Raw genomic sequence first — 25,620 nt, 5'->3', positions numbered from 1 at the left:
GATAATGTAAAAATCTCCCTATAATATACTTTATAAAGTATGTAGAGGGAGATTTTTTTAGACTATGCTCTATTAACTAGAACGTTTAAATTTATTTAGAGTAGAAATTAAAAGAGGATCCGAATGAAATTGTTTTAAAGTGTCATTATCTATCCGAATTCTATTATCCATCGTTTTCATAGTGTCGTAAATTTGAATATACCTATAAGTTTTTGGGTCACTTAAATCGTATATTTTATTATCGATTAATCTTAAAATAATAGGCTTCATGAAATTATCAGAGTTTTCATCAATTACAATGGCTGAATCACCTGTAGTTAAATCAATACTAGCGCCTCTAGGCATAATATGAATAACTTTAGAAAGAGCATCAATAACCTTTTTACTGTATTTCTTTTGTTCTGTATATAAAAACTTCATTGCAGTGATATCTGAAAGTGGAGAGTGGTTAATATTCATTGCAGTTAATTGATCAAAAGTATTTGCAGCTCGTAAAATATTAGATAAGTGCTCAATCATTTTTGATGGCCGAGGAGCATTTTTATTTTTGCTAGTTGATAAAACATAGTATTCAACTAGATCGATGGAATCAGGTGGCAAAACTAGAAGTTTATCTTTTTGTTTTAAGGTGGATAAGCCTTTTTCCATTGCAAGTTGAATAGAATCTTTGTCTGATTCACTTAACCAAGTCCCTTTTTTTGATATGTTATCTGGAATAAAAAGATAACCTAAATTGGTTAAAAAATCCGCTGTAACGAGATTTTTTTGATGTCTATAATCAAGCTTTAAATATTTAGTAATTAAAGCACATAAAATAGCAACACTCACGCCATGTTTATATACATAATCATCAGGTGCACGCATATTTTGTATAAAATTTATTGGATGATTTAACGTGCCATATTCTTTTATAACAAGTTCTACAAGAGAATTCAATTTTCCGGGAATTTTACCTTTTTTTAAATTATCAAGTATTTCTTTATAGGTAAAAACAAAAATTGTTTGATTTTTTTCAAATTCTAAATCCTCTTCAGTAATAGGTGGAAGTGGTTCTGCTGGTTCGAGAACATAAATTCCAATTAAACCAAAATTCGATATACTTTTAATTATTGAAGGAGTTATTTTAGAATCTCTTTCATAGAGTAAAACACCAGACTTGTTATAAATAGGTTTGGCTAATCTCATATTTGGGACTAAATTTTCAGATCGAATAAACTGCACTAAGTATACCTCCTTTATAAATTTATAGTATATCTTTGATTAGATTGCCATGTTGAAAGAAAATCGACAATCTGTTATTATATCTAGTGAATAATTTATTTCGATAATTGAAAGTTTACATTTTATGTATCGGTAATTTTTCGAAATGAATGAAAATGTAACTTGTAATTTAGGCTAGAAAGAAGATAGGTAGGGAATGAAAAAAAAATTAGTCATATCAACATTAGTGTTAAGCATTATATTTAGTTGCAATTGTTATACTGCAAGAATCAATGCTGCTGGCGTAGGATCAATTTCTAAAGATGAGTTAATTAAGCAAAAAAAAGCGTCCGATCAAAAAGCATCAGAATTAGCACAGCAAAAAGATTTGCACAAGCAAAAATTAAATGATGTTAATTCGCAAATGGGACAGGTTTCAGATTCAATACAAAAAACGAATGATAATATATCCAAAGTTCAAAAGGAAATAAGAGATACCCAAGAAAAAATAAAAAAAGCAAAGAAAGAAGCAAATGAAAGATATGAAGAGATGAAATATCGTATAAAATACATATACGAAAATTCATCTGCTAATACATTATCTGAATTACTTTATTCAAAATCTATGGCTGAGTTTTTAAACAAGATGCAATTTACAGCGGATGTTTATAATTTTGACAAAAAAGCGATAGTTGAGTATCAAAAAAAATTAGAGCAAATTGATGAGTATCAAAAAAAATTGAAAAATAATCAAGCAGAATTAAAAAAGAAACAAGATGATTTAAAGAAGCAAGAAGCTACACTTAATGAAAGTATTAAAACACAAAGAGATAACCTTCAAAATGCTCAAAATGCATATAACAATCAGCTTAATCAGTCAAATGCATTAGACAAGAAAATAAAAGAGTTAGAAGCCTATGAAAAAAAATTAGAAGAAGAAAGAGCAAAGGCGGTTGCAAGGGCTCAGCAGCAACAAAAAAATAATATACCACAAAATGTTCCAAGTTATAGTGGGGTTGCAACTAATGTTAGTGCTTCAGAAGAATTTTTACTAGGAGCTATTATACAGTGTGAAGCTGGTGGAGAGCCATATGAAGGTAAGCTAGCTGTAGGTAGTGTAATATTAAATCGTGTACATAGTCCCAAATTTCCAAATTCATTAACTGGTGTTATATATCAAAGTGGACAATTTACACCAGCAAGAAGTGGAAGATTAGCAATGGTACTACAAAGTGGAAGAGTAGATGCTAGTTGTATGCAAGCTGCAAGAGAAGTTTTATCTGGAAAAATTACTATAAACTGTTTATATTTTTGTATGAACTACGGAAATATACGTGGAACAGTTATTGGTAAACAAGTCTTTTATAATTTATAAAAAATTTATATTTTAAACTATAATAGTAATACGCATCGCATCCGATAGGCAGTTTAGGAGAATTATTTGTCAACGAATTAGCCTAGTGTTTAAAGGAGGCGATGTGTATGTATAGTGTATCAATTCGTTCAAATAATATTCAAGATCGGCAACAATACATAAAGACTCCCGAGAACAAAGACAGTAAAAAAAGAAAAATTAACAAGCAGATAAATTCGATAAATGCTAATGATGTAAAGTCTCTTACAAATATTAGTGTAGAGAACAGAAAAAATAATGCGAGAAGAAAAGCATGGAAGATTGTATCTGATGCATGGAAAAAAGATCAAAGTTTACAGTCAACTAAGCAAAAAATTGAAGATAAAATGAGTTTGTTGAGTAGAGAGATTAATGAAGAATATAATAAAATTTCTTCAATAAAAGAAAAAAAGGATGCACTGAAAAAAGAATACGGTATATCAGAGGAATCAGAAGAACAAAAAACATTAGAATTATTGTATAAGTATCAAAATAATATGTTTGGTGTTAGTCATGATTCGTTTACAGATGAAGAAAAGGAAAAACTAAGAAGTATTAATACAGGTGAGTTAACAGAATACCAAAAAAGAGCATTAAGTTTTCATGCATCAGAAGTTGTATCGCGACAAAAGATTAGCGATAAAGAACTTATAAGAATTGAGTATGTACACGTTAGAAGAGATTTGCGTCAGACCGAATTAAAGAGTCAAGACATGATAAAGGCATCTAAAGCATCAGAAGAAATAGAGGAATTAGCAAATAAAGATTTGATTGCATTTTTGACTAACGAAGTAAAGAATAAGATTGAAGCAGATAATAAAGAAAAACAAAAAGAGATTCAGGAAGCAAAAGAAAAGAAGATTGAGGAGAAGGCTAATTCTAATATTAGTAAAGAAGAACAAAGGAGATTAAGGGAAGAAGTAGCAAAAGAAGAAATAATAACCAATGCATCATATTCATCAAATGAATTTAGTAATGTTGGATATCAAAAGAATGAAATAAATAGAGTGAATGATATTCAAACACAAATTGATGAAGTGGTAAGAGATAATAAGATTTTGAATGAGGATTTGAAGGGAATAGAAATTGATTTAAGTTTTTAATATAATATATAAATGTTTGGCATATAAATATGTGAAAATACATAAAAATATAGAGTTTATTTATGCGATAGCGCTAAAAGAACACTCGGATAAAGTAATTATTCGAGTGTTCTTTTTTGTGCAAATATCGTACCTTGTATATTGTATACAAGAAATTTGATAATACTATTATCAAATATGTTGAAATGAAAAAATATAAAAATAATACTTTCTACAAATGTTACAAAAAATATAAAATAAATATAAAATAAATATAAAAAATATACAATGTGCAAACTTAAAAAAAAGCGAAAACAACAATCTCATGATAAAAAATTAACAAAAATTAGTGCTAAAATTTGCCAAAAAGGTAGGTATTTAAAACAAAAATCGATATTTAAGCCTGTATTTTCTGATAATTCAAATTGATTTTGAAAAGTAAATGTGGTAAAATTCAATTGTTAAAAAATTAACAGCAGAACAATAAATTAGGTATGTAATTAGTAAAAAGGAGAAGAGCATATGGCAAAGAAAGTTGTAATTGCAGGCGCATGTCGTACTGCTATTGGAAAAATGGGTGGACAGTTTGCTTCAGTCCCAGCTGTAGATTTAGGTGCTGCAGTTATTAAAGAAGCATTAAATAGAGCAGGTGTTAAACCTGAACAAGTAGATGAAGTTAAAATGGGTTGCGTAATTCAAGCTGGTCTTGGACAAAACGTTGCAAGACAGGCTGCTATCAAAGCAGGACTTCCAGTTGAAGTTCCAGCAATCACATTAAATGTTGTTTGTGGTTCTGGTCTTAAATGTGTAAATGAAGCAGCTAATATGATTATGGCAGGTCAGGCTGATATAGTAGTAGCTGGTGGTATGGAGTCAATGTCTCGCGCACCTTTTGCATTAGATAAAGCACGTTTTGGTTATCGTATGAACAATGGTAAATTAATCGATACAATGATTAATGATGCATTATGGGATGCATTCAATCAGTATCATATGATGATTACAGCAGAAAATGTTGCAGAAAAATATGGTATTACTCGTGAAGAGTTAGATCAATTCTCAGCAAACAGCCAGCAGAAATGTGAAAAAGCTATGGCTGAAGGTAAATTCAAAGATGAGATTGTACCTTTCGTTATCCACGATCGTAAGAAAGGTGATATTGTTATTGATACAGATGAAGGACCTCGTGCAGGTACAACAGTTGAGTCACTTGCTAAATTAAAATGCTGTTCTGGAAAAGAAGGCGGCTTAATTACAGCAGGTAATGCATCAGGTATCAATGATGGTGCAGCAGCAGTTGTTGTAATGTCTGAAGAAAAAGCAAAAGAATTAGGTGTTACACCAATGGCAACATTTGTTGGCGGAGCAATGGGTGGTGTTGATCCTTCAATTATGGGTGTTGGCCCAGTTGCAGCAGTTAAAAATGTTATGAAACGTACAGGTTTAACAGTTGATGATATGGATTTAATTGAAGCAAATGAAGCGTTTGCTGCACAGTCAGTTGCAGTAGCTCGTGACTTAGGATTTGATATGAATAAAGTAAACGTAAACGGTGGTGCTATCGCTTTAGGTCATCCAGTAGGTGCATCAGGTTGCCGTATTTTAGTTACATTACTTCATGAAATGCAGAAGAGACAGGATGCTAATAAAGGTCTTGCAACATTATGTATTGGTGGCGGAATGGGTTGTGCCACAGTTGTTGAAAAATATAACTAATAAAATATAAAATAAAAAATCCTATGGGGCGTAACAATTTATACGCCCTTTGGGATTTATGAACAAACATAGAAAATTTTACCATTTTTGGTATTAAAATAAATTGAAAGTAAAAAGGAGAAAGTAAAATGAAAGTAGGAGTAATCGGAGCAGGAACAATGGGTTCTGGCATTGCACAGGCTTTTGCACAGACAGAAGGATATGAAGTATATTTATGTGATATTAATGAAGAATTCGCAGCAAACGGAAAAAATAAAATCAAAAAATCATTAGATAGAATGGTTACAAAGGGAAAAATGGCACAAGAAGATGCTGATAAGATTTTAGGAAAAATCACAACAGGTGTTAAAACAATTTGTACAGATGCAGATTTAATCGTTGAAGCAGCTCTTGAAGTAATGAAAGTAAAACAAGATACATTCAAAGAATTACAGGATATTGTACCTGCAGAATGTATTTTTGCATCAAATACATCATCATTATCAATCACAGAAATCGGTGCAGGATTAGATAGACCAGTTATCGGTATGCATTTCTTTAACCCAGCACCAGTAATGAAATTAATCGAAGTAATCAAAGGTGAGAATACACCAGATGATCTTAATGACAAAATCGTTGCTATCGCAAAAGAAATTGGAAAAACTCCAGTAGAAGTTAAAGAAGCTCCAGGCTTTGTTGTAAATAGAATATTAATTCCAATGATTAATGAAGCAATTGGAATTTACGCAGATGGAGTAGCATCAGTTGAAGGAATTGATACAGCTATGAAGTTAGGCGCTAATCATCCAATGGGACCTTTGGCATTAGGAGATTTAGTTGGATTAGATATCTGCCTTGCTATCATGAACGTATTATATGATGAGACAGGTGATCCTAAATATCGTCCACATGTTTTATTAAAGAAAATGGTTCGTGCAGGAAAATTAGGACGTAAAACAGGTATCGGATTCTACGATTATAGCAAATAAAAAATTCAGAAAAAAACGGAGGAATTAAATCATGGATTTTACTTTAGACAAGAAACATGAGATGGCTCGCAACTTATTCAAAGAGTTTGCAGAGACAGAAGTAAAACCTCTTGCGCAGGAAGTTGATGAAACAGAAGTTTTCCCACGTGAGACAGTTACTAAAATGCAAAAATACGGATTCATGGGAATCCCAGTACCAAAAGAATATGGCGGACAAGGATGCGATCCTTTAACATATGTTATGTGCGTTGAAGAATTATCAAAAGTATGTGCAACAACTGGTGTTATTGTTTCGGCACACACATCACTTTGTATTGATCCTATCATGACATTTGGCACACCAGAACAAAAAGAAAAATATGTTAGACCACTTGCAACAGGTGAAAAGCTTGGAGCATTTGCTTTAACAGAACCAGGTGCTGGTACAGATGCACAGGGAGCACAGACAAAGGCAGTATTGGATGGTGATGAATGGGTATTAAACGGATCAAAATGTTTCATTACAAACGGTAAAGAAGCAGACGTTTATATCGTAATTGCCGTTACATCTGTAACAGAAGATAAGAGAGGAAGAAAGAAAAAGAATTTTTCTGCTTTCATCGTTGATAAAGACGCTCCAGGATTTTCATTTGGTACAAAAGAAAAGAAAATGGGTATCCGTGGCTCTTCAACATATGAATTAATTTTTGAAGATTGCAGAATTCCAAAAGAAAACTTATTAGGTGCTGAAGGTAAGGGATTTAGTATCGCAATGCATACACTTGATGGTGGACGTATTGGTATTGCAGCACAGGCACTTGGAATTGCAGAAGGTGCATTAGAGCGTTGTATTGAATATACAAAAGAAAGAAAACAGTTTGGTCGTTCAATTGCTCAGCAGCAGAATACACAGTTTAAACTTGCTGATATGGCTGCAAGAGTAGAAGCTGCTAAATTATTAGTATATAAAGCTGCTCAGGCTAAAGCTACACAGAAGAGATACTCTTTAGAAGCCGCTAAAGCAAAATTATTTGCAGCAGAGACTGCAATGGCTGTAACAACAGAAGTTGTTCAGTTATTCGGTGGATACGGTTACATCAGAGAATATGATGTAGAGCGTATGATGAGAGATGCTAAGATTACTGAAATTTATGAAGGAACATCAGAAGTTCAAAGAATGGTAATTGCAGGTAACTTATTAGCATAGGTTTTTAGGATATATGTTGATTGATGAAAAAATAACAATTGACATATTTTAAGAAAAATAAAAGGAGAAAAAATACATGAAAATTGTAGTATGTATTAAACAAGTTCCTGATACAAAAGGTGGCGTAAAGTTTAACCCTGATGGAACTCTAGATAGAACAGCTATGCTTGCTATCATGAACCCAGATGATAAAGCTGGACTTGAAGCAGCACTTAGAATAAAAGATGAAATTGGAGCAGAAGTAACAGTACTCACAATGGGTATTCCAAAAGCAGAAGATGTATTACGTGAAGCTTTAGCAATGGGTGCTGATAATGCAATTCTTGTAACAGATAGAGTACTTGGTGGAGCTGATACTTGGGCAACATCAACAACAATTGCTGGTGCACTTAGAAATCTTGATTATGATTTAATTATCACAGGTCGTCAAGCAATTGATGGTGATACAGCACAGGTTGGACCACAAATTGCAGAACACCTTGGACTTCCAGTTGTTTCATACGCAGAAGATATTAAATTAGATGGCGATTCAGTTGTTGTAAAACGTCAGTTTGAAGATAGATATCATGAATTAAAAGTTCAAATGCCATGTTTGATTACAGCACTTTCTGAATTAAATGAGCCAAGATATATGACTCCAGGTGGAATTTGGGATGCGTTTGATAAAGATATCACAATCTGGGGAAGAAACGATCTTAAAGATGTTGATGATGCAGATTTAGGTTTAAAAGGATCACCAACTAAGATCGCAAAAGCATCAGATAAAGTACGTAAAGGTGCAGGTGAAAAAGTAAATCTTGATGCAAAAGAATCAGTTGAGTATCTTGTAGGCAAATTAAAAGAGAAACATATTATTTAAAATAAAAAAGAAAAGTGGTGAAAAAAATGGGCTTAGAAGAATATAGAGGCGTATTCGTATATGCGCAACAAGTAGATAATAAAATTAGTTCTATTTCTTATGAATTAATAGGAAAGGGAAAAGAATTAGCAGCAGATCTTGGAACAGAAGTAACAGCGGTATTACTTGGTTCAGACGTAAAAGGTTTAGCTGATCAATTAGGTGAACATGGAGCAGATAAAGTTATTGTTGTTGATAACAAAGCTCTTGAAACATATAGAACAGAACCATATGCAGAAGCATTAGCAGCAGTAATTAATGAGTTCAAACCAGAAATTATGTTAGTAGGTGCGACAGCAATTGGTAGAGATCTTGGACCAACAGTATCAGCAAGAGTAAAAACAGGACTTACAGCTGACTGTACAAAACTTGAGATTGGTGATTTCCCAATCAATCCAATGCCAGGAAAAGAACAGAAACACAATCAATTATTAATGACAAGACCAGCATTTGGTGGAAACACAATTGCAACAATTGCGTGTCCTGATAATCGTCCACAAATGGCAACAGTACGTCCAGGTGTTATGCAGGCTCTTAAGAAAGAGGCTGGTAGAAAAGCAGAAGTTATTGAGTTTAATCCAGAGTTAAAAGAATCAAGAAGATGGGTTGAGATTCTTAACGTTGTAAAAGCAGTAGGACATGTTGAAAACATCATGGATGCAAAAATTCTTGTATCAGGTGGTCGTGGAGTTGGAAGCGAAGAAGGATTCAAGGATTTAAGAGAATTAGCAGATGTTTTAGGAGGAATGGTAAGCTGTTCTCGTGCAGTTGTTGAAAACGGTTGGTTAGCTCAGGATTATCAGGTTGGACAGACTGGTAAGACAGTTAGACCAAATGTATATTTTGCAATAGGTATTTCTGGAGCAATTCAGCACACAGCTGGTATGGAAGATTCAGATATTATCATAGCAATCAATAAAGATGAAGATGCTCCAATCTTTGATGTTGCTGACTACGGTATCGTTGGTGACTTACATAAGATAGTTCCAGCTCTTACAGCTGCTTTAAAAGAAGAATTAGCAAAATAATAAGTATTTAATATAATTAAAATAAAAGGCTCTATATCATAAAAATGATTCTAAAATGCTAGATTTCATTATGATATAGAGCTTTTTTGCTGTAATAATCTTAAAAAAGAATGTAAGCATAAAATGTAGATATATTTCTGAATGTTAATAAAATTAATGAAATTATTAAATAGAAAAAAGTATTCAAAAAATATTGACAACAAAAGAGAAAGTTGTATACTTTTAGGAAAGGTATTTAGTTTTTTGCGACTATGCAAACGAGTTGCTAGAAAAGTAATACACTTTAGGAAGAGGAGGACAATTTATGAAAAAAGTTTTTAGGGAAACTTTTAAGCAAGTAAGTGCAATTGCGCTTGCTTTAGGAGTTGTTGTTACTTCAGCTGGATTCAATAAATTACCTGTATATGCACAGCAGGGAGAAAAGAAAACGACTGATAGTAAAACGATTGAAGATTTGAATAAAACAGCACTTTCGGTTTTATCAAATTCAAAGAACAAATTAAGTAAAGAAGAAGGGAAAAAAGATCCAAAAGAAGTAGTTCGAATAATTGTAGAGTTAAATGAAGAACCTGCAATTGAAAAAACAAAAGATGATGATTACACAAATCAGACTAAAAAAATTGAAAAAGAAGTAAAGAATAATCAAAGTGATGTAATCAAAAAAGTTGAGGAGTTAACAGGAGCATCGGTTATTAATCGATCATCATATCTTGTGAACAGTTTTTCAATAGAAGCTGCTAGAGGCTATATTGATCAAATCAAATCTCTAAAGGGTGTAAAGAATGTTTATGAAGCTTCTTCAGTAAAAACAGAGATGGATTCTGCACTTGAAATAGGAAATGTTTTAAATGCATGGAAAAATGGCAAAAAAACAGGCTATCAAGGTGAAGGCGTTGTAGTTTCCATAATAGATACTGGAGTAAACTATGAACATAAAGATATGGCATTAGAGAAAAATGTCAAAACAAAACACTCTAAATCATGGTGGGAAAACCAAATAAAATTATTAGGATATGGAAAATATTATTCAAAAAAAGTTCCATTCGGATACAGTTATAGCAATGGAAACGATGAAGTATTAAATGATCGTTCAACTCATGGCTATCACGTTGCAGGTATTACTGCCGCAAATGGAAAAGCAAATGATGGAATGGAATCTATACAAGGTGTAGCACCAAAGGCACAGGTTATCGGAATGCAAGTATTTACAGCAGATCCAAATAACTCAAGTGCTTATACTGATGATATAGTAAAAGCTATAGAAGATTCAGTAAAATTAGATGCAGACGTTATTAACATGAGTTTAGGCTCAGATAGTGGTTTTGATACTGACGCAGATTTTATAGAAGCAGCAGTAGAAAAAGCATATCAAGCAGGTGTAGTATCAGCCATTTCAGCTGGAAACTCAGGAACAAGTGATTCACTAAGAGGTGATAATACTTCTTATAAAGAAGCAATAAATTTAGTAGACGATGCAATGATAGGTTCACCTTCTGCGTATAAAAATTCTTTGTCAGTTGCTTCATATAACAACAATAGTGTTTACCAGGATGTATTAAAAATCAAACAAAACGGTAAAGAAATTGGCTCTTATCCAGCTACAACAGTAGATGGAGATAAGAAATGGAGTGACTTAAAAGACACATATGAACTCGTAGATTGTGGCAAGGGAAATAAAGAAGAATGTGAAAAAGTAGATGTAAAAGGAAAAATTGCAGTAATCAAACGTGGTGATATTACTTTTACACAAAAGGCAGCAAATGCAACAGATGCAGGAGCTATCGGAGTTGTTTTATATAATTCAGATGCATATCCAAATGCATATATTGCACCAAGTGTTGACAGTAAAATTCCATTTGTTTCAATTTCAAACAATGCTGGTAAGGAATTGTTAAAAAATATGAAAGATAATGGAACAACAGGCTATTCGTTTACACAAGGAAAAGATTTTAAAGAAAATGTAAATGCCGGACAAAACAAAGAAGAAATGTCTGATTTTTCTTCATGGGGTCCAACACCAACATTAGATATTAAGCCAGAAATCTCAGCTCCTGGTGGAATGATTTATTCCTTAAATTCAGGAAAAGCAGGATATCAGTACATGAGTGGTACTTCAATGGCATCACCATATGTTGCAGGTGCAGAAGCTCTTATCAAGCAGTCAATGAATAAAAGAAAACTTTCATTTGCAGGAAGCAAAAATGTTGACTTCATGAAAGAAGTTATAATGAACACTGCAAAACCTGTAATTAATAAAAATTCACAGACACCATATTCAGTAAGATATCAAGGTGCAGGCTTACTTGATGTAGCAGACGCTACTGAAGTAAATGTTACTGCTACATATAAAGGAGAAGCTTGTGTTGAATTAAGACAAATTCCAAAAGGAACAAAAGATGTAAACTTTGATATTACTTTTACAAACTATGGTTCTAAGAAAGAAACATATAATTTTGCTCCAGATAAAGTATATATAAATGATGTTAGCGACTCTGATGAAGATGTCATTAAAGAGGTACAAGGAGCTAGTGTAACATATAATCAAAGTCAGATAACAGTTCCTAAAAAAGGAAAAGTAACTGTAACAGCAACATTACATTTGACAAAAGATTACACAGAAAATTCTTATGTTGAATCATTTTTACATTTTGAAAATACAGACGGAATCAGCTTAGGAATGCCAGTTTTAGGCTTTTATGGCAACTGGGGAACAGAAAAAATAATCGACAGTCCAATTTATGAAGAAGATTCATATTATGGAAAAACAGGATTGACAGATGGTAATAATACTTATCTTGGAGAAGATTATTTTGCAACACAAAATGAAGGACAAATTAACAAAGACTATATTTCAATTTCTCCAAATAATGATGGAGTATTAGACGGTGCTTATCCATATTTAACAATGCTTAGAAATGCTAATCAAATGTCAATGCGAATCGAAGATGCTAATGGTGCTCTTGTATCGGATTTAGGAACAATTGATTATATTCAAAAATCAGCATTAGAACATGAAGGACAAGGATCTTTTGCAACATTAATCAATAATAAGATTGGTTGGGATGGAACCGTATATAATCAAGCCACAGGTAAGCCTGTAACAGTAAAAGATGGTCAATATTATTTTGTTATAAAAGCAAATATTGGTTTTGCAGAAACAGATGCACAAGAACTTAAAATTCCAATTAAAGTAGACACAGTTAAACCTGTAATTTCTACAACAGTTGGAAAAATTGGTGACAAATACTACGCATATATTACTGGATCAGATGATAGTTCAGGTTTAGCAGGTCAGATGTATGTTGCAGTTGGTAGTAAGAATCAAAAAGAAGGCCAAAAAGTTCTATTAAAAGATTTAGATAGTATAGAAAACGCTGATGGAACAAAAACATATACATACGATATTACACAACAGGTTAACAAGAATCAAGGAAAAGAAAATTACTTATATGTAATGGGATTAGATAATGCAGGTAATATTTCAGATAATTATAGTATATTCATTCCAAGTAAAATTAAGACAGTAACTTTTGATAATTTAGAAGATCAAATGACTGTTGAAAAAGATGGTGTTTATACATTTACAGGAAGCCTACCAGCAGGTTCAGCACTTACAATGACAACAGCAGATGGAACTGTTTCAAATGCAACAGTATCTGGAACAAACTTTACTTGTGATGTTGCATTAGTAAAAGGTGATAACACTATTGTTGTAAAAGCAACAAAGGATAATAAATCAATATTTGAAAAGACATATAAAGTAAAAGTTGAGGCAAAAGATAAAAAAGCTCCAACGGTAGATGTTGATTTACAAGATAGCTCAGCAAAGGTTGTAACTACAGACAAGAAGACATCAAAGAATGCAACAGTTAATTTGATATATGTTGCAGATAACGGGGCAGATAAGATTAATGCTCGAGTTAAAGCTAATGATGAAAATGAATTTAGTATTGAAGCAGTGTCAGATATCACAAAAGAACAGTTGATTAAAGACACAGCTAAGGGACAGTTTATTACAGATATTCTTTTAAAAGATAAATCAAAAGATTATGATTTGTATGTGTTCCATGTAAAAGATGTAGCAGGTAATGAAGCTGAGTATGATTATTACGTTTATCATGGTTCAGTAAGTGATGCAAAGAAATTCTTTAATCTTTCATTTAAGATGACATCAGAGAATTTCTCATCAGTGATGAAATTAAATCCATCAAAATTAAATAATGATGGAACTTATACTATTGAAGGAAAAGTAAATTTTGAGCCAAGTGTATTCACAATTGGTGAAACACCTGTAAAAGTAAATAAAGACGGAACATTTACTCATACAGTACCACTTAATGATGGATTAAATAGAGTATATATCTACGCAGCTGATGTAAAACCAGATGGAAATGTAGAAAAATTATATTCAAATTATGCATATAGACTTTATTATAGTAAATATGCACCACAAATTAATATTACTAACATAGTTGATGCACAAACTAAAAATGTAAATCAGCAAAATGGAACAGATTTGAATATATCACATGATAAAGATGTATACGTAAAGAATGAGGATGGTGTAGTATACACAAATAATTCAAATTACGTAATCAAAGGAAATGTTACAGATACATATAACAACATAGAAGTTTCATTAAATCAAAAAGTACTATACAGATCGATGGATATGTGTGAAGGAAAAGCTGATTACAAAATTGATTATCATGCTAAATTACAAGAAGGCGATAATTACTTTACAATAACAGCATCAAATATTGGTGGAATGGTTGCACAAAAAGTAGTAAAAGTTAAACTTGATACAAAAGCACCAGAAAAACCTGTAGTAAATATTGATGAAAATGGTAAAGTGATTTTAGCAGCAGCAGATGTTGATACAGCTAAAGTTTATTATTCAGTAAACGGTGGCGAATATCAAGAATATCAAGGTAACTTTATGTTGAAAGATGGAGATGAAATAGTAGTAAAATCTGTAGATAATGCAGGAAATGAGACATTTTCAGATAAGTACAAAGTTACTGTAGCAAAAGAAAACAAAAAAGTAAAAGTTGATTTAAAGGATGCCGAAGTCAGTGATATTCCAACACAGCTTTACACAGGTAAATCAATAAAACCATCAGTAGCAGTATTTTATAAAGATGAACTTCTTAAAAAAGGCAAAGATTATTCAGTAAGCTACAAGAATAATAAAAAAGAAGGAACTGCCACAGTAGTTATAACCGGAAAAGGTAAATATAAAGGTAAAGTGACTAAGACATTTAAAATTCAAAAGTCATCGAACCAAACTAAAAAAGAAAAAACAAAAAAAGAAAACAAAAAAAATAGATAATAGAATATCTATTTGTATAAAAACTAGGTTTTAAGAGACGGCTTCGGTCGTCTCTTTTTAAAGTGAGCCGTGTTGAATTTGTCACGAAGGAATTTTATTAAAAAAATTATCTAATCATGATATAATAGTTGAGAAGTATCAAAAGAGGAGATTTAAATTATGTTAAAAGGCAAAACTATAGTTTTAGGAGTTACGGGGAGTATAGCAGCATATAAAATTGCAAATTTAGCAAGTTCATTGGTTAAATTACATGCAGATGTACATGTAATAATGACAAAAAATGCGACTAATTTTATAACACCAATAACTTTTGAAACATTAACAAGCAATAAATGTATAGTAGATACATTTGATAGAAACTTTAATTATGAAGTAGAACATATATCATTGGCTAAAAAAGCTGATATTTTTATGGTTGCACCAGCATCAGCAAATATAATAGGAAAAATTGCAAATGGAATAGCTGATGATATGTTAAGTACAACAATTATGGCGACTAAAGCACCTAAAATTATTTCACCAGCAATGAATACAAATATGTTTTTAAACCCAATAGTTCAAGATAATTTAAAAAAACTAGAACACTATGGCTATGAAATAATACAACCGGTATGTGGTTATTTAGCGTGCAAAGATACAGGTGCAGGTAAGATGCCAGAACCAGAATTTTTAAAAGAATATATTTTAAAAACAATAGCAAGAAAAAAAGATTTAAAAGGAAAAAAAATCTTGATTACAGCAGGTTCCACCCAAGAAAAAATAGATCCAGTTAGATATATAACTAATCATTCAACAGGAAAGATGGGATATGCATTAGCTAAAATAGCAATGCAAAGGGGGGCAAAAGTCACCTTAGTAAGTGGAAAAACATCGTTATCAGATGTAAATTTTGTGGATAAAATAGATGTAACAAGTGCAAAAGATATGTTTGAGGAGGTCAAAAAATTAGAACCAAGTCAGGATATAATAATCAAGGCGGCAGCAGTGGCAGATTTTCGTCCTAAAAATCCTAAAGATGAAAAAATAAAGAAAAAAAATTCATCAAATGTTATAGAATTAGAAAAAACAGATGATATTTTACAATATTTAGGTCAAAATAAAAAAGCTAATCAATTTTTATGTGGTTTTTCCATGGAAACAGAAAATATGATAGAAAATTCTAAAGCAAAACTCGAACGCAAAAATGCAGATTTAATAGTTGCAAATAATTTAAAAACAAAAGGCGCAGGTTTTGGGACAGATACTAATGTTGTAACATTTATAACAAAGGATGCAACAAAAGAATTAGAAATAATGTCTAAAGAAGAGGTCGCAAATGAAATATTAAATGAAATACTATCAAAAATAGACAAATAAATAATTAAGGAGATTATAATGGATATAATTAATGAAATAGCCCAAGAGTTACAAATTAGAAACGAGCAGGTAGTTGCAACTGTAAAACTTATAGATGAAGGAAATACAATTCCTTTTATTGCAAGATATCGAAAAGAAGTAACAGGTGCACTAAATGATGAAGTCTTAAGAAATTTGTATGAGCGATTAATTTATCTTCGTAATTTAGAAGAAAAAAAGGCGACAGTATTAAAGAGTATAAGCGAACAAGAAAAATTAACACCAGAACTTGAAAAACAAATTAAAGAAGCTAAAACTCAGATTGCTGTTGATGACCTATATCGTCCATATAGACCAAAGAGAAGAACAAGAGCAACAATTGCTAAAGAAAAAGGTTTAGAGCCATTAGCTAATATTATTTTGCTTCAAAATAATTCTACAAATATCGAATTGGAAGCCCAAAAATATATCAATTCAGAAAAAGAAGTAAATTCTTTAGAAGAAGCATTAAGTGGAGCAAAAGATATAATTGCAGAGAGTATCTCAGAAGAGGCTAAATATAGAGAAAAAATTAGAAAAGATACTTTTGAAAAAGGATTAATAATATCAAAAGCCAAAGAAGAAAACGTAGAATCTGTATATGAAAAATATTATGATCACGTAGAACCTTTAAAAAAATTACCTGGACACAGAGTTCTAGCTCTTAATCGTGGAGAAAAAGAAAAGATACTTAATATAAAAATAGAAGCACCAGAAGATGAAATTTTAAATTACCTAAAGAAACAAGTTATTCATACTTCAAATAGCGAAATACAATCAATTTTAACAGAAACAATAGAAGACGCATATAGTAGATTAATTGCTCCTTCAGTAGAAAGAGAGCTTAGAAATGATTGTACAGAAAAAGCTGAAGAAAGTGCAACAAAAGTATTTGGAAAAAACTTAGAGCAGTTGTTAATGCAACCACCAATTGCAGGTAAAGTTGTATTAGGATGGGATCCAGCATTTAGAACAGGATGTAAAATTGCAATTGTAGATCCAATTGGAAAAGTATTAGATACAACAGTTGTTTTCCCTACAGCACCACAGAATAAAGTGGAAGAAACTAAAGCAATAATCAAAAAATTAATTGAAAAATATAACGTTTCTCTAATATCATTAGGAAATGGTACAGCATCAAGGGAATCTGAACAAGTAATTGTAGAGATTATCAAAGAAATACCAAAGGACGTTCAATATATAATAGTAAACGAGGCAGGAGCATCAGTTTATTCTGCTAGTAAATTGGCAACAGAAGAATTTCCAAATTTTGATGTAGGTCAAAGAAGTGCGACATCTATGGCTAGGAGGTTGCAGGATCCTCTTGCAGAATTAGTAAAAATAGATCCAAAATCCATTGGTGTAGGTCAATATCAGCATGATATGAACCAGAAAAATCTAAGTGAAGCATTAGGAAATGTAGTAGAAGATTGTGTAAATAAAGTTGGTATAGACTTAAATACTGCATCAGTTTCATTATTAGAATACGTATCTGGTATTTCAAAAGCTGTAGCGAAAAACATTGTAACTTATAGAGAAGAAAACGGTAAATTTACAAATAGAAAGCAATTATTAAAAGTTGCAAAATTAGGACCAAAAGCATTTGAACAATGTGCAGGATTTATGAGAATATTAGATGGAGATAATCCATTAGATTCAACAGCCGTTCATCCAGAATCATATGAAGCTGCATCTAATTTATTAACAAAATTAGGATATACAACAGAAGATATAAAGGCAAGACAACTAGGTTCACTTCATACTAAAATAAAAAATTATGAAGAATTATCAAAAGAACTTGGAATTGGTGTAATGACATTACAAGATATTGTAAAAGAATTAGAAAAACCAGCACGAGATCCAAGAGAAGATATGCCAAAGCCTATATTACGAAGTGATATATTAGAATTAGAAGATTTAAAACCAGGAATGATTCTAAAAGGTACAGTAAGAAATGTTATCGATTTTGGCGCATTTATAGATATAGGTGTTCACCAAGATGGATTAGTTCATATTTCAGAAATAAGTAATAAATTTATAAAGCATCCACTTGAAGCAGTAAGTGTAGGCGACATTGTAGATGTTAAAGTGTTAAGTGTAGATGTTAAGAAAAAAAGAATACAATTGTCTATGAAATTATAAAAAATGTTTGACATTAAAAAGAAAATGAGATAATATTTTCTTATAAAAAAGAATAAAGTCTTCAGGGCAGGGTGTAATTCCCGACCGGCGGTAAAGTCCGCGAGCCATAATGGCTGATTTGGTGTGATTCCAAAACCGACAGTAGAGTCTGGATGGAAGAAGATAGATGAATGTTTATAAATCGCAATGCATAATAAGTTATAGACTTTAAAGGTTAAAGATTATAATAGGTGTTGTAATATTTATAAGACTCAATATTAAAGTAATTAGTGCCCTGATACATAAGTATTAGGGCTTTTTTATTTTGAAGACTTCATTCTGTAAAAGAAAGGAGAAGATCATACAACAGTTATGATCAAGTAAAAAATGGATAATATATATCAAGAGAAAAAATCAAAAATTACAGTAAGAAGTTTATGTTCAGTAGCAATGCTATCTGCAATAGCATTTGTATTAATGTATTTAGAAATTCCAGCATTGCTTATGCCATCATTTATTAAGTTTGATGTTTCAGATTTGCCAGCATTAATCGGAACATTTACATTTGGACCAGTTGCAGGATGTTTAATAGAAATTGTAAAGAATTTACTCCATATGCCACAAACACAGACAGCAGGTGTAGGAGAGTTATCTAATATGTTGCTAGGAATAGTATTTGTAGGATCAGCAGGTTTGATTTATAAAAAAAATAAAACAAAGAAAAATGCGATATTTGCTGCAGTTGTTGGAGCAATTTTGATGGCAGTTTTAAGTTTTCCAATTAATTTCTTTGTTGTATATCCAACATATTATAACTTCGTATCAAAGGATGCAATTTTAGCGTCTTACAAAATAATTTGCCCATTAGTAACAGATATTAAGCAGTGTTTATTAGTATTTAATGTTCCATTTACATTTGTAAAAGCAATGGTTTGTGTAGGTATAACAATATGTGTATATAAACCACTTGCACCATTGTTAAGAGGAAATAAATAAAAAACGATAACAAGATAATTAAATAATAAAATAACCTTTTTATTAGTAAAACTAGTATGATATGTACCCTCTTTACTGGACAAACTGAGGTGACCCCAAAAGTTAGACCTATAAAATCTAACTTTTTGGGGTCGGTTCAAACCAGTAAGGAGGGTATTTTTATATTACAAAAAACCTCTTGACTTTTCTTTTTAATTTACAAATGATATAATAAACATGGAATAGTTTGTTTTGAGTAAGATCCTTTGAAATAAAAATTTAGGAAAGGAAAAGCTATTTTAATAGCAGAGGACAAATGAAAGTAGAATTTAAAACACGATTACAAAGTAAAAATCTATTCAGGTTTAATATGTATCAGATTTACACAAGTTCACAAGGAATAATATCTATTATTGCAGCAATTTTTGTTATTGTAGTAGGTTTTTACAATTTGCAAAAAGTTCCATTACAGAAAACAATATTAACATTTGCAATAGGATTATTATTTCTATTTTATTTGCCGATTACTCTTTATAGACGAGCAAAAGTCTCAATTAAACAAAATGAGATATTGGCAGGTGAGATTAACTATACACTATCTAAAGAAGGTGTAAAGGTTAAGTGTAATGAAGAAGAAGCAGTTTTACCATGGGAAAGCGTATATAAAGTGGTAGAGACTAAAACAAATATTTTGATTTATTCAACAAGGGTAAATGCATACGTTATTCCAAGAGAACAAGTTAAAGATATTTATGATGATATTTTCGCTGTAGTAAATGAAAATTTGGAAAAATATCGTATTAGCATGAAACCACATAAAGCGTAAGGGAGTAAAAATGTTAGTAATAGAGACAAGGTCTGCAGAAGAGACATATGAACTAGGAAAAAAACTAGGAGAAAAAGCCCAAAAAGGTGAAGTCTATACACTTATAGGTGACTTAGGTGTTGGAAAAACGGTTTTTACACAGGGGCTTGCAAAAGGTTTACAAATAGATGAACCAATCAATAGTCCTACTTTTACGATAGTACAAGAGTATGATGAAGGAAGAATGCCATTTTATCACTTTGACGTATATAGAATAGGTGATGTTGAAGAAATGGAAGAAATTGGATATGAAGATTATTTCTATGGTGAAGGTTTAACAATGATAGAATGGTCTAATTTGATAGAAGAAATCTTACCAGAACATCGTAAAGAGATAACAATAGAAAAAGATTTAGAAAAAGGTTTTGATTATAGGAAAATTACTATAAAAGACCTATAGAAATAAGAGGTTTTATAAATGAAGTTATTAGCAATTGATAGTTCAGGCGTAGTTGCGTCTGTAGCAGTAGTTGATGAAGACAAGGTTTTAGCTGAATACACAATAAATAATAAAAAAACACATTCTCAAACATTATTACCAATGATTGATGAAATCGTAAAAATGCTAGAATTAGACTTAGAAGAGATTGACGCAATAGCAATTTCAGAAGGACCAGGATCGTTTACAGGTTTAAGAATAGGTTCAGCAACAGCAAAAGGTATGGGATTAGCACTAGGTAAAAGAATAGTTGAAGTACCTACAGTTGATGCGTTAGCATGGAATGTTTGGCCTACTAGCTCTTTGATTTGTCCATTAATGGATGCAAGAAGACAACAGACATATACAGGTTTATACAAAAGAAAAGACAACGATATTGAAGTTGTAAAGGCACAGTGTGTTGTAAAAATAGAAGAGATAGTAGAACAGATTAATGAACTTGGCCAAGAAGTTATATTTTTAGGGGATGGCGTTAAAGTATTCAAAGAATACATAAAAGAAAATGTTAAAGTTCCATTTATGTTTGCACCAGTGAGTATAAATGAACAAAGAGCATCATCAGTAGCCTGTCTTGGTATGAAATTGATAAAAGAAGGTAAGACATGTAGCGCTAGTGAACATAAACCAAACTATCTAAGATTATCTCAAGCAGAAAGAGAAAGACAACAAAAAGTTAGAGATTTCAAGATTTGCTAAGAAAACTAGATATTTAGGAAAAGAAAAATGATAATTAGACAAATGCGAGAGTCAGATTCGCAAGGAGTAGCATTAATTGAAAAAGAAAATTTTTCTCAGCCATGGAGTGCAAATGCTTTTTGTGAATCTATAAAGAATAATAGTACTGTTTTTTTGGTTGCAGAAGAAGTTGGTGAAATCCTAGGATATATAGGAATGTATATATCCTTAGATGAAGGTGAAATTACTAATGTATCAGTATCGCTTAAACATCGCAGGAAGCATGTAGCAACCAAGTTGATAGAAGAATTAAAAAGAATAGCACTTGAACGAAAGGTATCAAGAATTATATTAGAGGTTAGAGTGACTAATGCCTCGGCGATAAAAACTTACAAAAAGCAGGGGTTTAAAATATTAGGAACTCGTAAGAACTTCTATGAAAAACCTGTAGAGGATGCTTATATAATGGACGTTCAGATATAGTATAAAATTTAAATTAATATATAAAAGTAATTAAGAAAGTTGGAAAGAAATGTTAGATGTATGCCTATTAGGAACAGCAGGAATGATGCCATTACCAAAAAGATGGTTAACATCACTTTTGCTTAGATACAACGGAAGTTGTTTATTGATTGATTGTGGAGAAGGCACACAAATTGCAATGAAAGAGCAAGGACATAGTTTTAAACCGATAGATATACTGTGTATCACACATTTTCATGCAGATCACATTAGTGGACTCCCAGGGTTATTGCTTACGATGGGTAATGCAGACCGAAGAGAACCACTAACAATTATAGGACCCAAGGGACTAACTAAAGTAGTAGGAGCGTTAAGGTCTATTGCTCCGGGCTTGCCATTTCAAATAAATTGTATTGAAATGACAGAACAAGATGAATATTTTGAAATAAATGGATATAACATTCATGCATTTAAAGTAAAACATAATGTAACATGTTATGGATATTCAGTAGAAATTAAAAGAGCTGGTAAATTTTCAGTAGAAAGTGCTAAAAAACATCAAATTCCAATGAAATATTGGAATCCATTGCAACGTGGACAAACAATAGAAGACGGAGACAAAACATATACTCCAGAAATGGTACTAGGTCCACAGCGTAAAGGAATAAAATTGACATATTGTACAGATTCAAGACCGACGGAAGTAATTGTTAATGCAGCCCATAAGTCTGATTTGTTTATATGTGAGGGTATGTACGCTGAAAAAGATAAGATAGAAAAGGCAAAACAGTATAAACATATGACGTTTTATGAAGCTGCAAGGATGGCAAGAGATGCTGAAGTAGAAGAAATGTGGTTAACACATTTTTCACCTTCCTTGGTTCATGGAGAAAGTTACATTCCGGAAGTAAGAACAATTTTCCCCAATTCACATTTAGGGCGTGATGGGAAAACAAAAGAATTATTATTCCAGGAGGATTAAGTATGAAGAAAACAGTAGGTTGGATAATTGCAGCAGTACTTTTAGTCGCCATAGTGTGTGGAGCATTTTGGGGAATATCAAAAAATAAAAATGATGATGTTGAAAAAAATGTTAATATTACTAAAATTGATGAGGTAGTTAATAAAGATTTACAAAGACAATATCCTAAAACACCTCGAGAAGTAGTAAAACATTATAATAAAATACTAGAGTGTTTTTATAACGAAAATCCAACGGATAAGCAGGTAAAGAAACTCTGTAAAAAATCATTAGAACTATTTGACGATGATTTAAAAAAAGAAAATCCAATAGATTCATATGTATCTTCAGTCAAAAGTGACATTAAAAAATATAAAGATGAATCAAAAACAATAAAACAATCAACAGTATGTAGTAGTAATGATGTAATGTACAAAGAAGATAAAGGCGCAGAAATTGCATATGTTGATGCATCATATTTTATGAAAGATAAAAAAGGTTTTGCTAAAACATTTCAAACCTACGTTTTGCGAAAAGATAAAAACAGCCAATGGAAGATTCTTGTGTGGTATAAAATAGACAAAAGTTCATCTATACAAGAATAGTGAGTAAAAACCATAAACTAACAAAAACCATAAACTAACAAAAACAACTATGTAACCTGAAAAATAAACTATAATTAAGTAAGAAGTGTAAAAATGGAAAAAGAAGTAAAAATTTTAGCAATAGAAAGTTCATGCGATGAAACAGCAGCAGCAGTTGTTGTAAATGGAAGAGATGTAAGATCAAATGTAATTTCATCTCAAATAGATATTCACACATTATATGGAGGTGTTGTTCCTGAAATAGCATCAAGAAACCATATAGAAAGAATAAACCAGGTAATAGAACAGGCATTAAAAGATGCAAATACAACTCTAGACGAAATAGACGCAATTGGAGTAACATATGGTCCAGGTTTAGTAGGTGCTTTATTAGTTGGAGTAGCAGAGGCAAAAGCATTAGCATATGCAGCTCATAAACCACTAGTAGGAGTACATCATATTGAAGGCCATATATGTGCTAATTTTATAGAAAATAAAGAGTTAGAGCCACCATTTTTATGTTTAGTCGTTTCTGGTGGACATACTCATTTAGTAAAAGTATTAGATTACGGAAAATATGAGATACTTGGAAAAACAAGAGACGATGCAGCAGGAGAGGCTTTCGATAAAGTTGCAAGATCTATTGGATTAGGTTATCCAGGTGGTCCAAAAATTGAAAAAGTATCACATGAAGGAAATCCAAAAGCAATAGATTTTCCAAGAGCAAAAATCGTAGATGGAGAATACGATTTTAGTTTTAGTGGATTAAAATCTGCAGTTTTGAATTACCTAAATGGTTGCAAAATGAAAAACATAGAGATTAATCAAGCAGATGTCGCAGCATCATTCCAGTGTGCTGTCACAGATGTACTTGTAGATCACGTTAGACATGCTATAGACGAGTATAAGATGGATAAATTTGCAATAGCAGGTGGAGTAGCTTCAAATGGTATAATTAGAGAAGCATTAAGAGAATTGTGTAAAGAAAAAGGAGTAGAATTTTACCATCCATCACCAATTTTTTGTACAGATAATGCGGCTATGATAGGTGTGGCGGCTTATTATGAATATATTAATGGAAAGCGCGATGATTTAACATTAAATGCAATTCCAAACCTAAAATTAGGTGAAAGATAATAAATTCGCTTATAATAACCAATCACAAAAAAGGTAAAAAGAAAAAGCTTAAATAACATAACAATTCAAAAAGACAAAACAACAAATAAAACGAACAACAAATAAAAAACGAACAACAAATAAAAAACGAACAATAAATAAAACGAACAACAAATAAAACGAACAACAAATAAAACGAATAACAAATAAAACGAACAACAAATAAAAAACGAATAACAAATGAACGAATAAAAAATATAATTTAAAATGAGTTCGAATTAGAGCCAGAACCGAGTAAATAATTATAATGAATAAATATTTACAAGGTTCGGCTCTATTTGTATAGATATATACGCTTATAAGGAAAGGAACATATGCAAATATGAGAGAAGCAAAACATATAGCAATAGTGCTAGCAGCAGGAAAAGGAAGTCGAATGAAAAGCGATATACCCAAACAATATATGTTAATTGGTGAAAAACCAATATTATATTATAGTTTACAAGCTTTTCAAAAAAACACAAAAATTTCAGAGATAATATTAGTGACACGCATAGAAGATTTAGAATATTGTAAAGAAAAAATTGTAAAAAAATATAATTTTACAAAGGTAAAAGAAATAGTCGCGGGGGGAAAAGAAAGATATAACTCCGTTTACGAAGCACTTAAAGTTATTTCTAAAAAAGAAAATCTTAATAATGATATTAAAACAAATTGTTATGTTCATATTCACGATGGAGCACGCCCAATGCTAACTCAAACGATTATCGATAATTGCATAGAAAACGTTGAAAAATATGAAGCAATAGTAACCGCAGTTAAGGTAAAAGATACAATAAAAGTAGTCAAAGACAATCAAATAGAATCAACTCCTGATAGAAATACACTATGGCAAATACAAACGCCACAATCGTTTGAAGTTAATATGATAAAATCAGCGTACAAAGATATAATACAAAAGATACAAAATAAAGACGACAATCTTCCAACAATTACAGATGATGCAATGATACTAGAAAATTATAACAATAGAAAAATAACAATATCAGAAGGTGATTATAAAAATATAAAAGTAACAACACCAGAAGATATAATAATAGCAGAATGCTTCATAGCATCAGATAACAAATAATAGAGATTAGAATAAAAGCACAGTAAATAAATGTAGAAGTAGAAGCAAAATAGAATAAACACACAGTAAATAAATGTAGAAGTAGAAGCAAAATAGAATAAACACACAGTAAA

The 25,620-nt window shown here is 31.4% G+C and carries 20 protein-coding genes and 1 riboswitch; of the genes, 19 read left to right on the top strand and 1 reads right to left on the bottom strand.

What is annotated here, in order from left to right:
- Positions 1-72 precede the first annotated feature (72 nt).
- Positions 73-1,221: an HD-GYP domain-containing protein gene (locus tag BMY79_RS04630; RefSeq protein WP_074730489.1), complete on the bottom strand. Its 1,149-nt coding sequence runs from the start codon at positions 1,219-1,221 to the stop codon at positions 73-75.
- A 196-nt stretch (positions 1,222-1,417) separates the two neighbouring features.
- Between BMY79_RS04630 and BMY79_RS04625 the strand changes: the two genes are divergently transcribed.
- The 19 genes from BMY79_RS04625 to ispD all read left to right on the top strand — a co-directional run bounded on the left by BMY79_RS04625 (position 1,418) and on the right by ispD (position 25,507).
- Positions 1,418-2,575: a cell wall hydrolase gene (locus BMY79_RS04625; protein ID WP_022748425.1), complete on the top strand. Its 1,158-nt coding sequence runs from the start codon at positions 1,418-1,420 to the stop codon at positions 2,573-2,575.
- 107 nt (positions 2,576-2,682) lie between these two features.
- On the top strand, positions 2,683-3,696 hold the full coding sequence (locus BMY79_RS04620; protein WP_074730488.1) for a hypothetical protein: 1,014 nt from the start codon (positions 2,683-2,685) through the stop codon (positions 3,694-3,696).
- Between the two features lie 501 nt (positions 3,697-4,197).
- On the top strand, positions 4,198-5,391 hold the full coding sequence (locus tag BMY79_RS04615) for an acetyl-CoA C-acetyltransferase (protein ID WP_022748422.1): 1,194 nt from the start codon (positions 4,198-4,200) through the stop codon (positions 5,389-5,391).
- Between the two features lie 128 nt (positions 5,392-5,519).
- Entirely contained in the window at positions 5,520-6,359 is an 840-nt protein-coding gene (locus BMY79_RS04610; protein WP_022748421.1) for a 3-hydroxyacyl-CoA dehydrogenase family protein, read from the top strand.
- Positions 6,360-6,390: 31 nt separating this feature from the next.
- On the top strand, positions 6,391-7,545 hold the full coding sequence (locus BMY79_RS04605) for an acyl-CoA dehydrogenase (RefSeq protein WP_022748420.1): 1,155 nt from the start codon (positions 6,391-6,393) through the stop codon (positions 7,543-7,545).
- A 76-nt stretch (positions 7,546-7,621) separates the two neighbouring features.
- Entirely contained in the window at positions 7,622-8,404 is a 783-nt protein-coding gene (locus tag BMY79_RS04600) for an electron transfer flavoprotein subunit beta/FixA family protein (RefSeq protein ID WP_022748418.1), read from the top strand.
- A gap of 26 nt (positions 8,405-8,430) precedes the next feature.
- Positions 8,431-9,471 carry an electron transfer flavoprotein subunit alpha/FixB family protein gene (locus tag BMY79_RS04595; protein ID WP_022748417.1) on the top strand — a complete coding sequence of 347 codons (1,041 nt, stop codon included), beginning with the start codon at positions 8,431-8,433 and terminating at the stop codon, positions 9,469-9,471.
- Between the two features lie 304 nt (positions 9,472-9,775).
- Complete coding sequence (locus tag BMY79_RS04590) at positions 9,776-14,803, top strand: S8 family serine peptidase (RefSeq protein WP_074730487.1); 5,028 nt, start codon at positions 9,776-9,778, stop codon at positions 14,801-14,803.
- Between the two features lie 159 nt (positions 14,804-14,962).
- The gene (gene coaBC, locus BMY79_RS04585) at positions 14,963-16,159 is read left to right on the top strand and encodes a bifunctional phosphopantothenoylcysteine decarboxylase/phosphopantothenate--cysteine ligase CoaBC (RefSeq protein WP_074730486.1); all 1,197 of its coding nucleotides are present in this window, start codon (positions 14,963-14,965) and stop codon (positions 16,157-16,159) included.
- 18 nt (positions 16,160-16,177) lie between these two features.
- Complete coding sequence (locus tag BMY79_RS04580) at positions 16,178-18,319, top strand: Tex family protein (protein ID WP_074730485.1); 2,142 nt, start codon at positions 16,178-16,180, stop codon at positions 18,317-18,319.
- 53 nt (positions 18,320-18,372) lie between these two features.
- A riboswitch (FMN riboswitch) is annotated at positions 18,373-18,487 on the top strand.
- Positions 18,488-18,685: 198 nt separating this feature from the next.
- On the top strand, positions 18,686-19,294 hold the full coding sequence (locus tag BMY79_RS04575) for an ECF transporter S component (protein WP_022748412.1): 609 nt from the start codon (positions 18,686-18,688) through the stop codon (positions 19,292-19,294).
- Between the two features lie 295 nt (positions 19,295-19,589).
- On the top strand, positions 19,590-20,099 hold the full coding sequence (locus BMY79_RS04570; RefSeq protein ID WP_029067128.1) for a YcxB family protein: 510 nt from the start codon (positions 19,590-19,592) through the stop codon (positions 20,097-20,099).
- Between the two features lie 10 nt (positions 20,100-20,109).
- Positions 20,110-20,538, top strand: a complete 429-nt coding sequence (tsaE, locus tag BMY79_RS04565; RefSeq protein ID WP_034226316.1) for a tRNA (adenosine(37)-N6)-threonylcarbamoyltransferase complex ATPase subunit type 1 TsaE — start codon at positions 20,110-20,112, stop codon at positions 20,536-20,538.
- An 18-nt stretch (positions 20,539-20,556) separates the two neighbouring features.
- Positions 20,557-21,273 carry a tRNA (adenosine(37)-N6)-threonylcarbamoyltransferase complex dimerization subunit type 1 TsaB gene (gene tsaB / locus BMY79_RS04560; RefSeq protein ID WP_074730484.1) on the top strand — a complete coding sequence of 239 codons (717 nt, stop codon included), beginning with the start codon at positions 20,557-20,559 and terminating at the stop codon, positions 21,271-21,273.
- Positions 21,274-21,300: 27 nt separating this feature from the next.
- Positions 21,301-21,735, top strand: coding sequence for a ribosomal protein S18-alanine N-acetyltransferase (rimI, locus tag BMY79_RS04555; RefSeq protein WP_074730483.1), 435 nt, complete (start codon positions 21,301-21,303; stop codon positions 21,733-21,735).
- 49 nt (positions 21,736-21,784) lie between these two features.
- On the top strand, positions 21,785-22,696 hold the full coding sequence (locus BMY79_RS04550; RefSeq protein WP_074730482.1) for a ribonuclease Z: 912 nt from the start codon (positions 21,785-21,787) through the stop codon (positions 22,694-22,696).
- Positions 22,697-22,698: 2 nt separating this feature from the next.
- On the top strand, positions 22,699-23,280 hold the full coding sequence (locus tag BMY79_RS04545; protein ID WP_022748404.1) for a DUF6715 family protein: 582 nt from the start codon (positions 22,699-22,701) through the stop codon (positions 23,278-23,280).
- Between the two features lie 93 nt (positions 23,281-23,373).
- The gene (gene tsaD, locus BMY79_RS04540) at positions 23,374-24,396 is read left to right on the top strand and encodes a tRNA (adenosine(37)-N6)-threonylcarbamoyltransferase complex transferase subunit TsaD (RefSeq protein WP_022748402.1); all 1,023 of its coding nucleotides are present in this window, start codon (positions 23,374-23,376) and stop codon (positions 24,394-24,396) included.
- 361 nt (positions 24,397-24,757) lie between these two features.
- A complete protein-coding gene (ispD, locus tag BMY79_RS04535) occupies positions 24,758-25,507 on the top strand; it encodes a 2-C-methyl-D-erythritol 4-phosphate cytidylyltransferase (protein ID WP_022748401.1) in 750 nt (249 codons plus the stop codon).
- Positions 25,508-25,620: the final 113 nt, after the last annotated feature.

It is taken from the genome of Lachnobacterium bovis, assembly GCF_900111325.1.
In the GTDB taxonomy this organism is placed as follows: Bacteria; Bacillota; Clostridia; order Lachnospirales; family Lachnospiraceae; genus Roseburia; species Roseburia bovis_A.
This window is presented reverse-complemented; position numbering and strand designations above follow the sequence as displayed.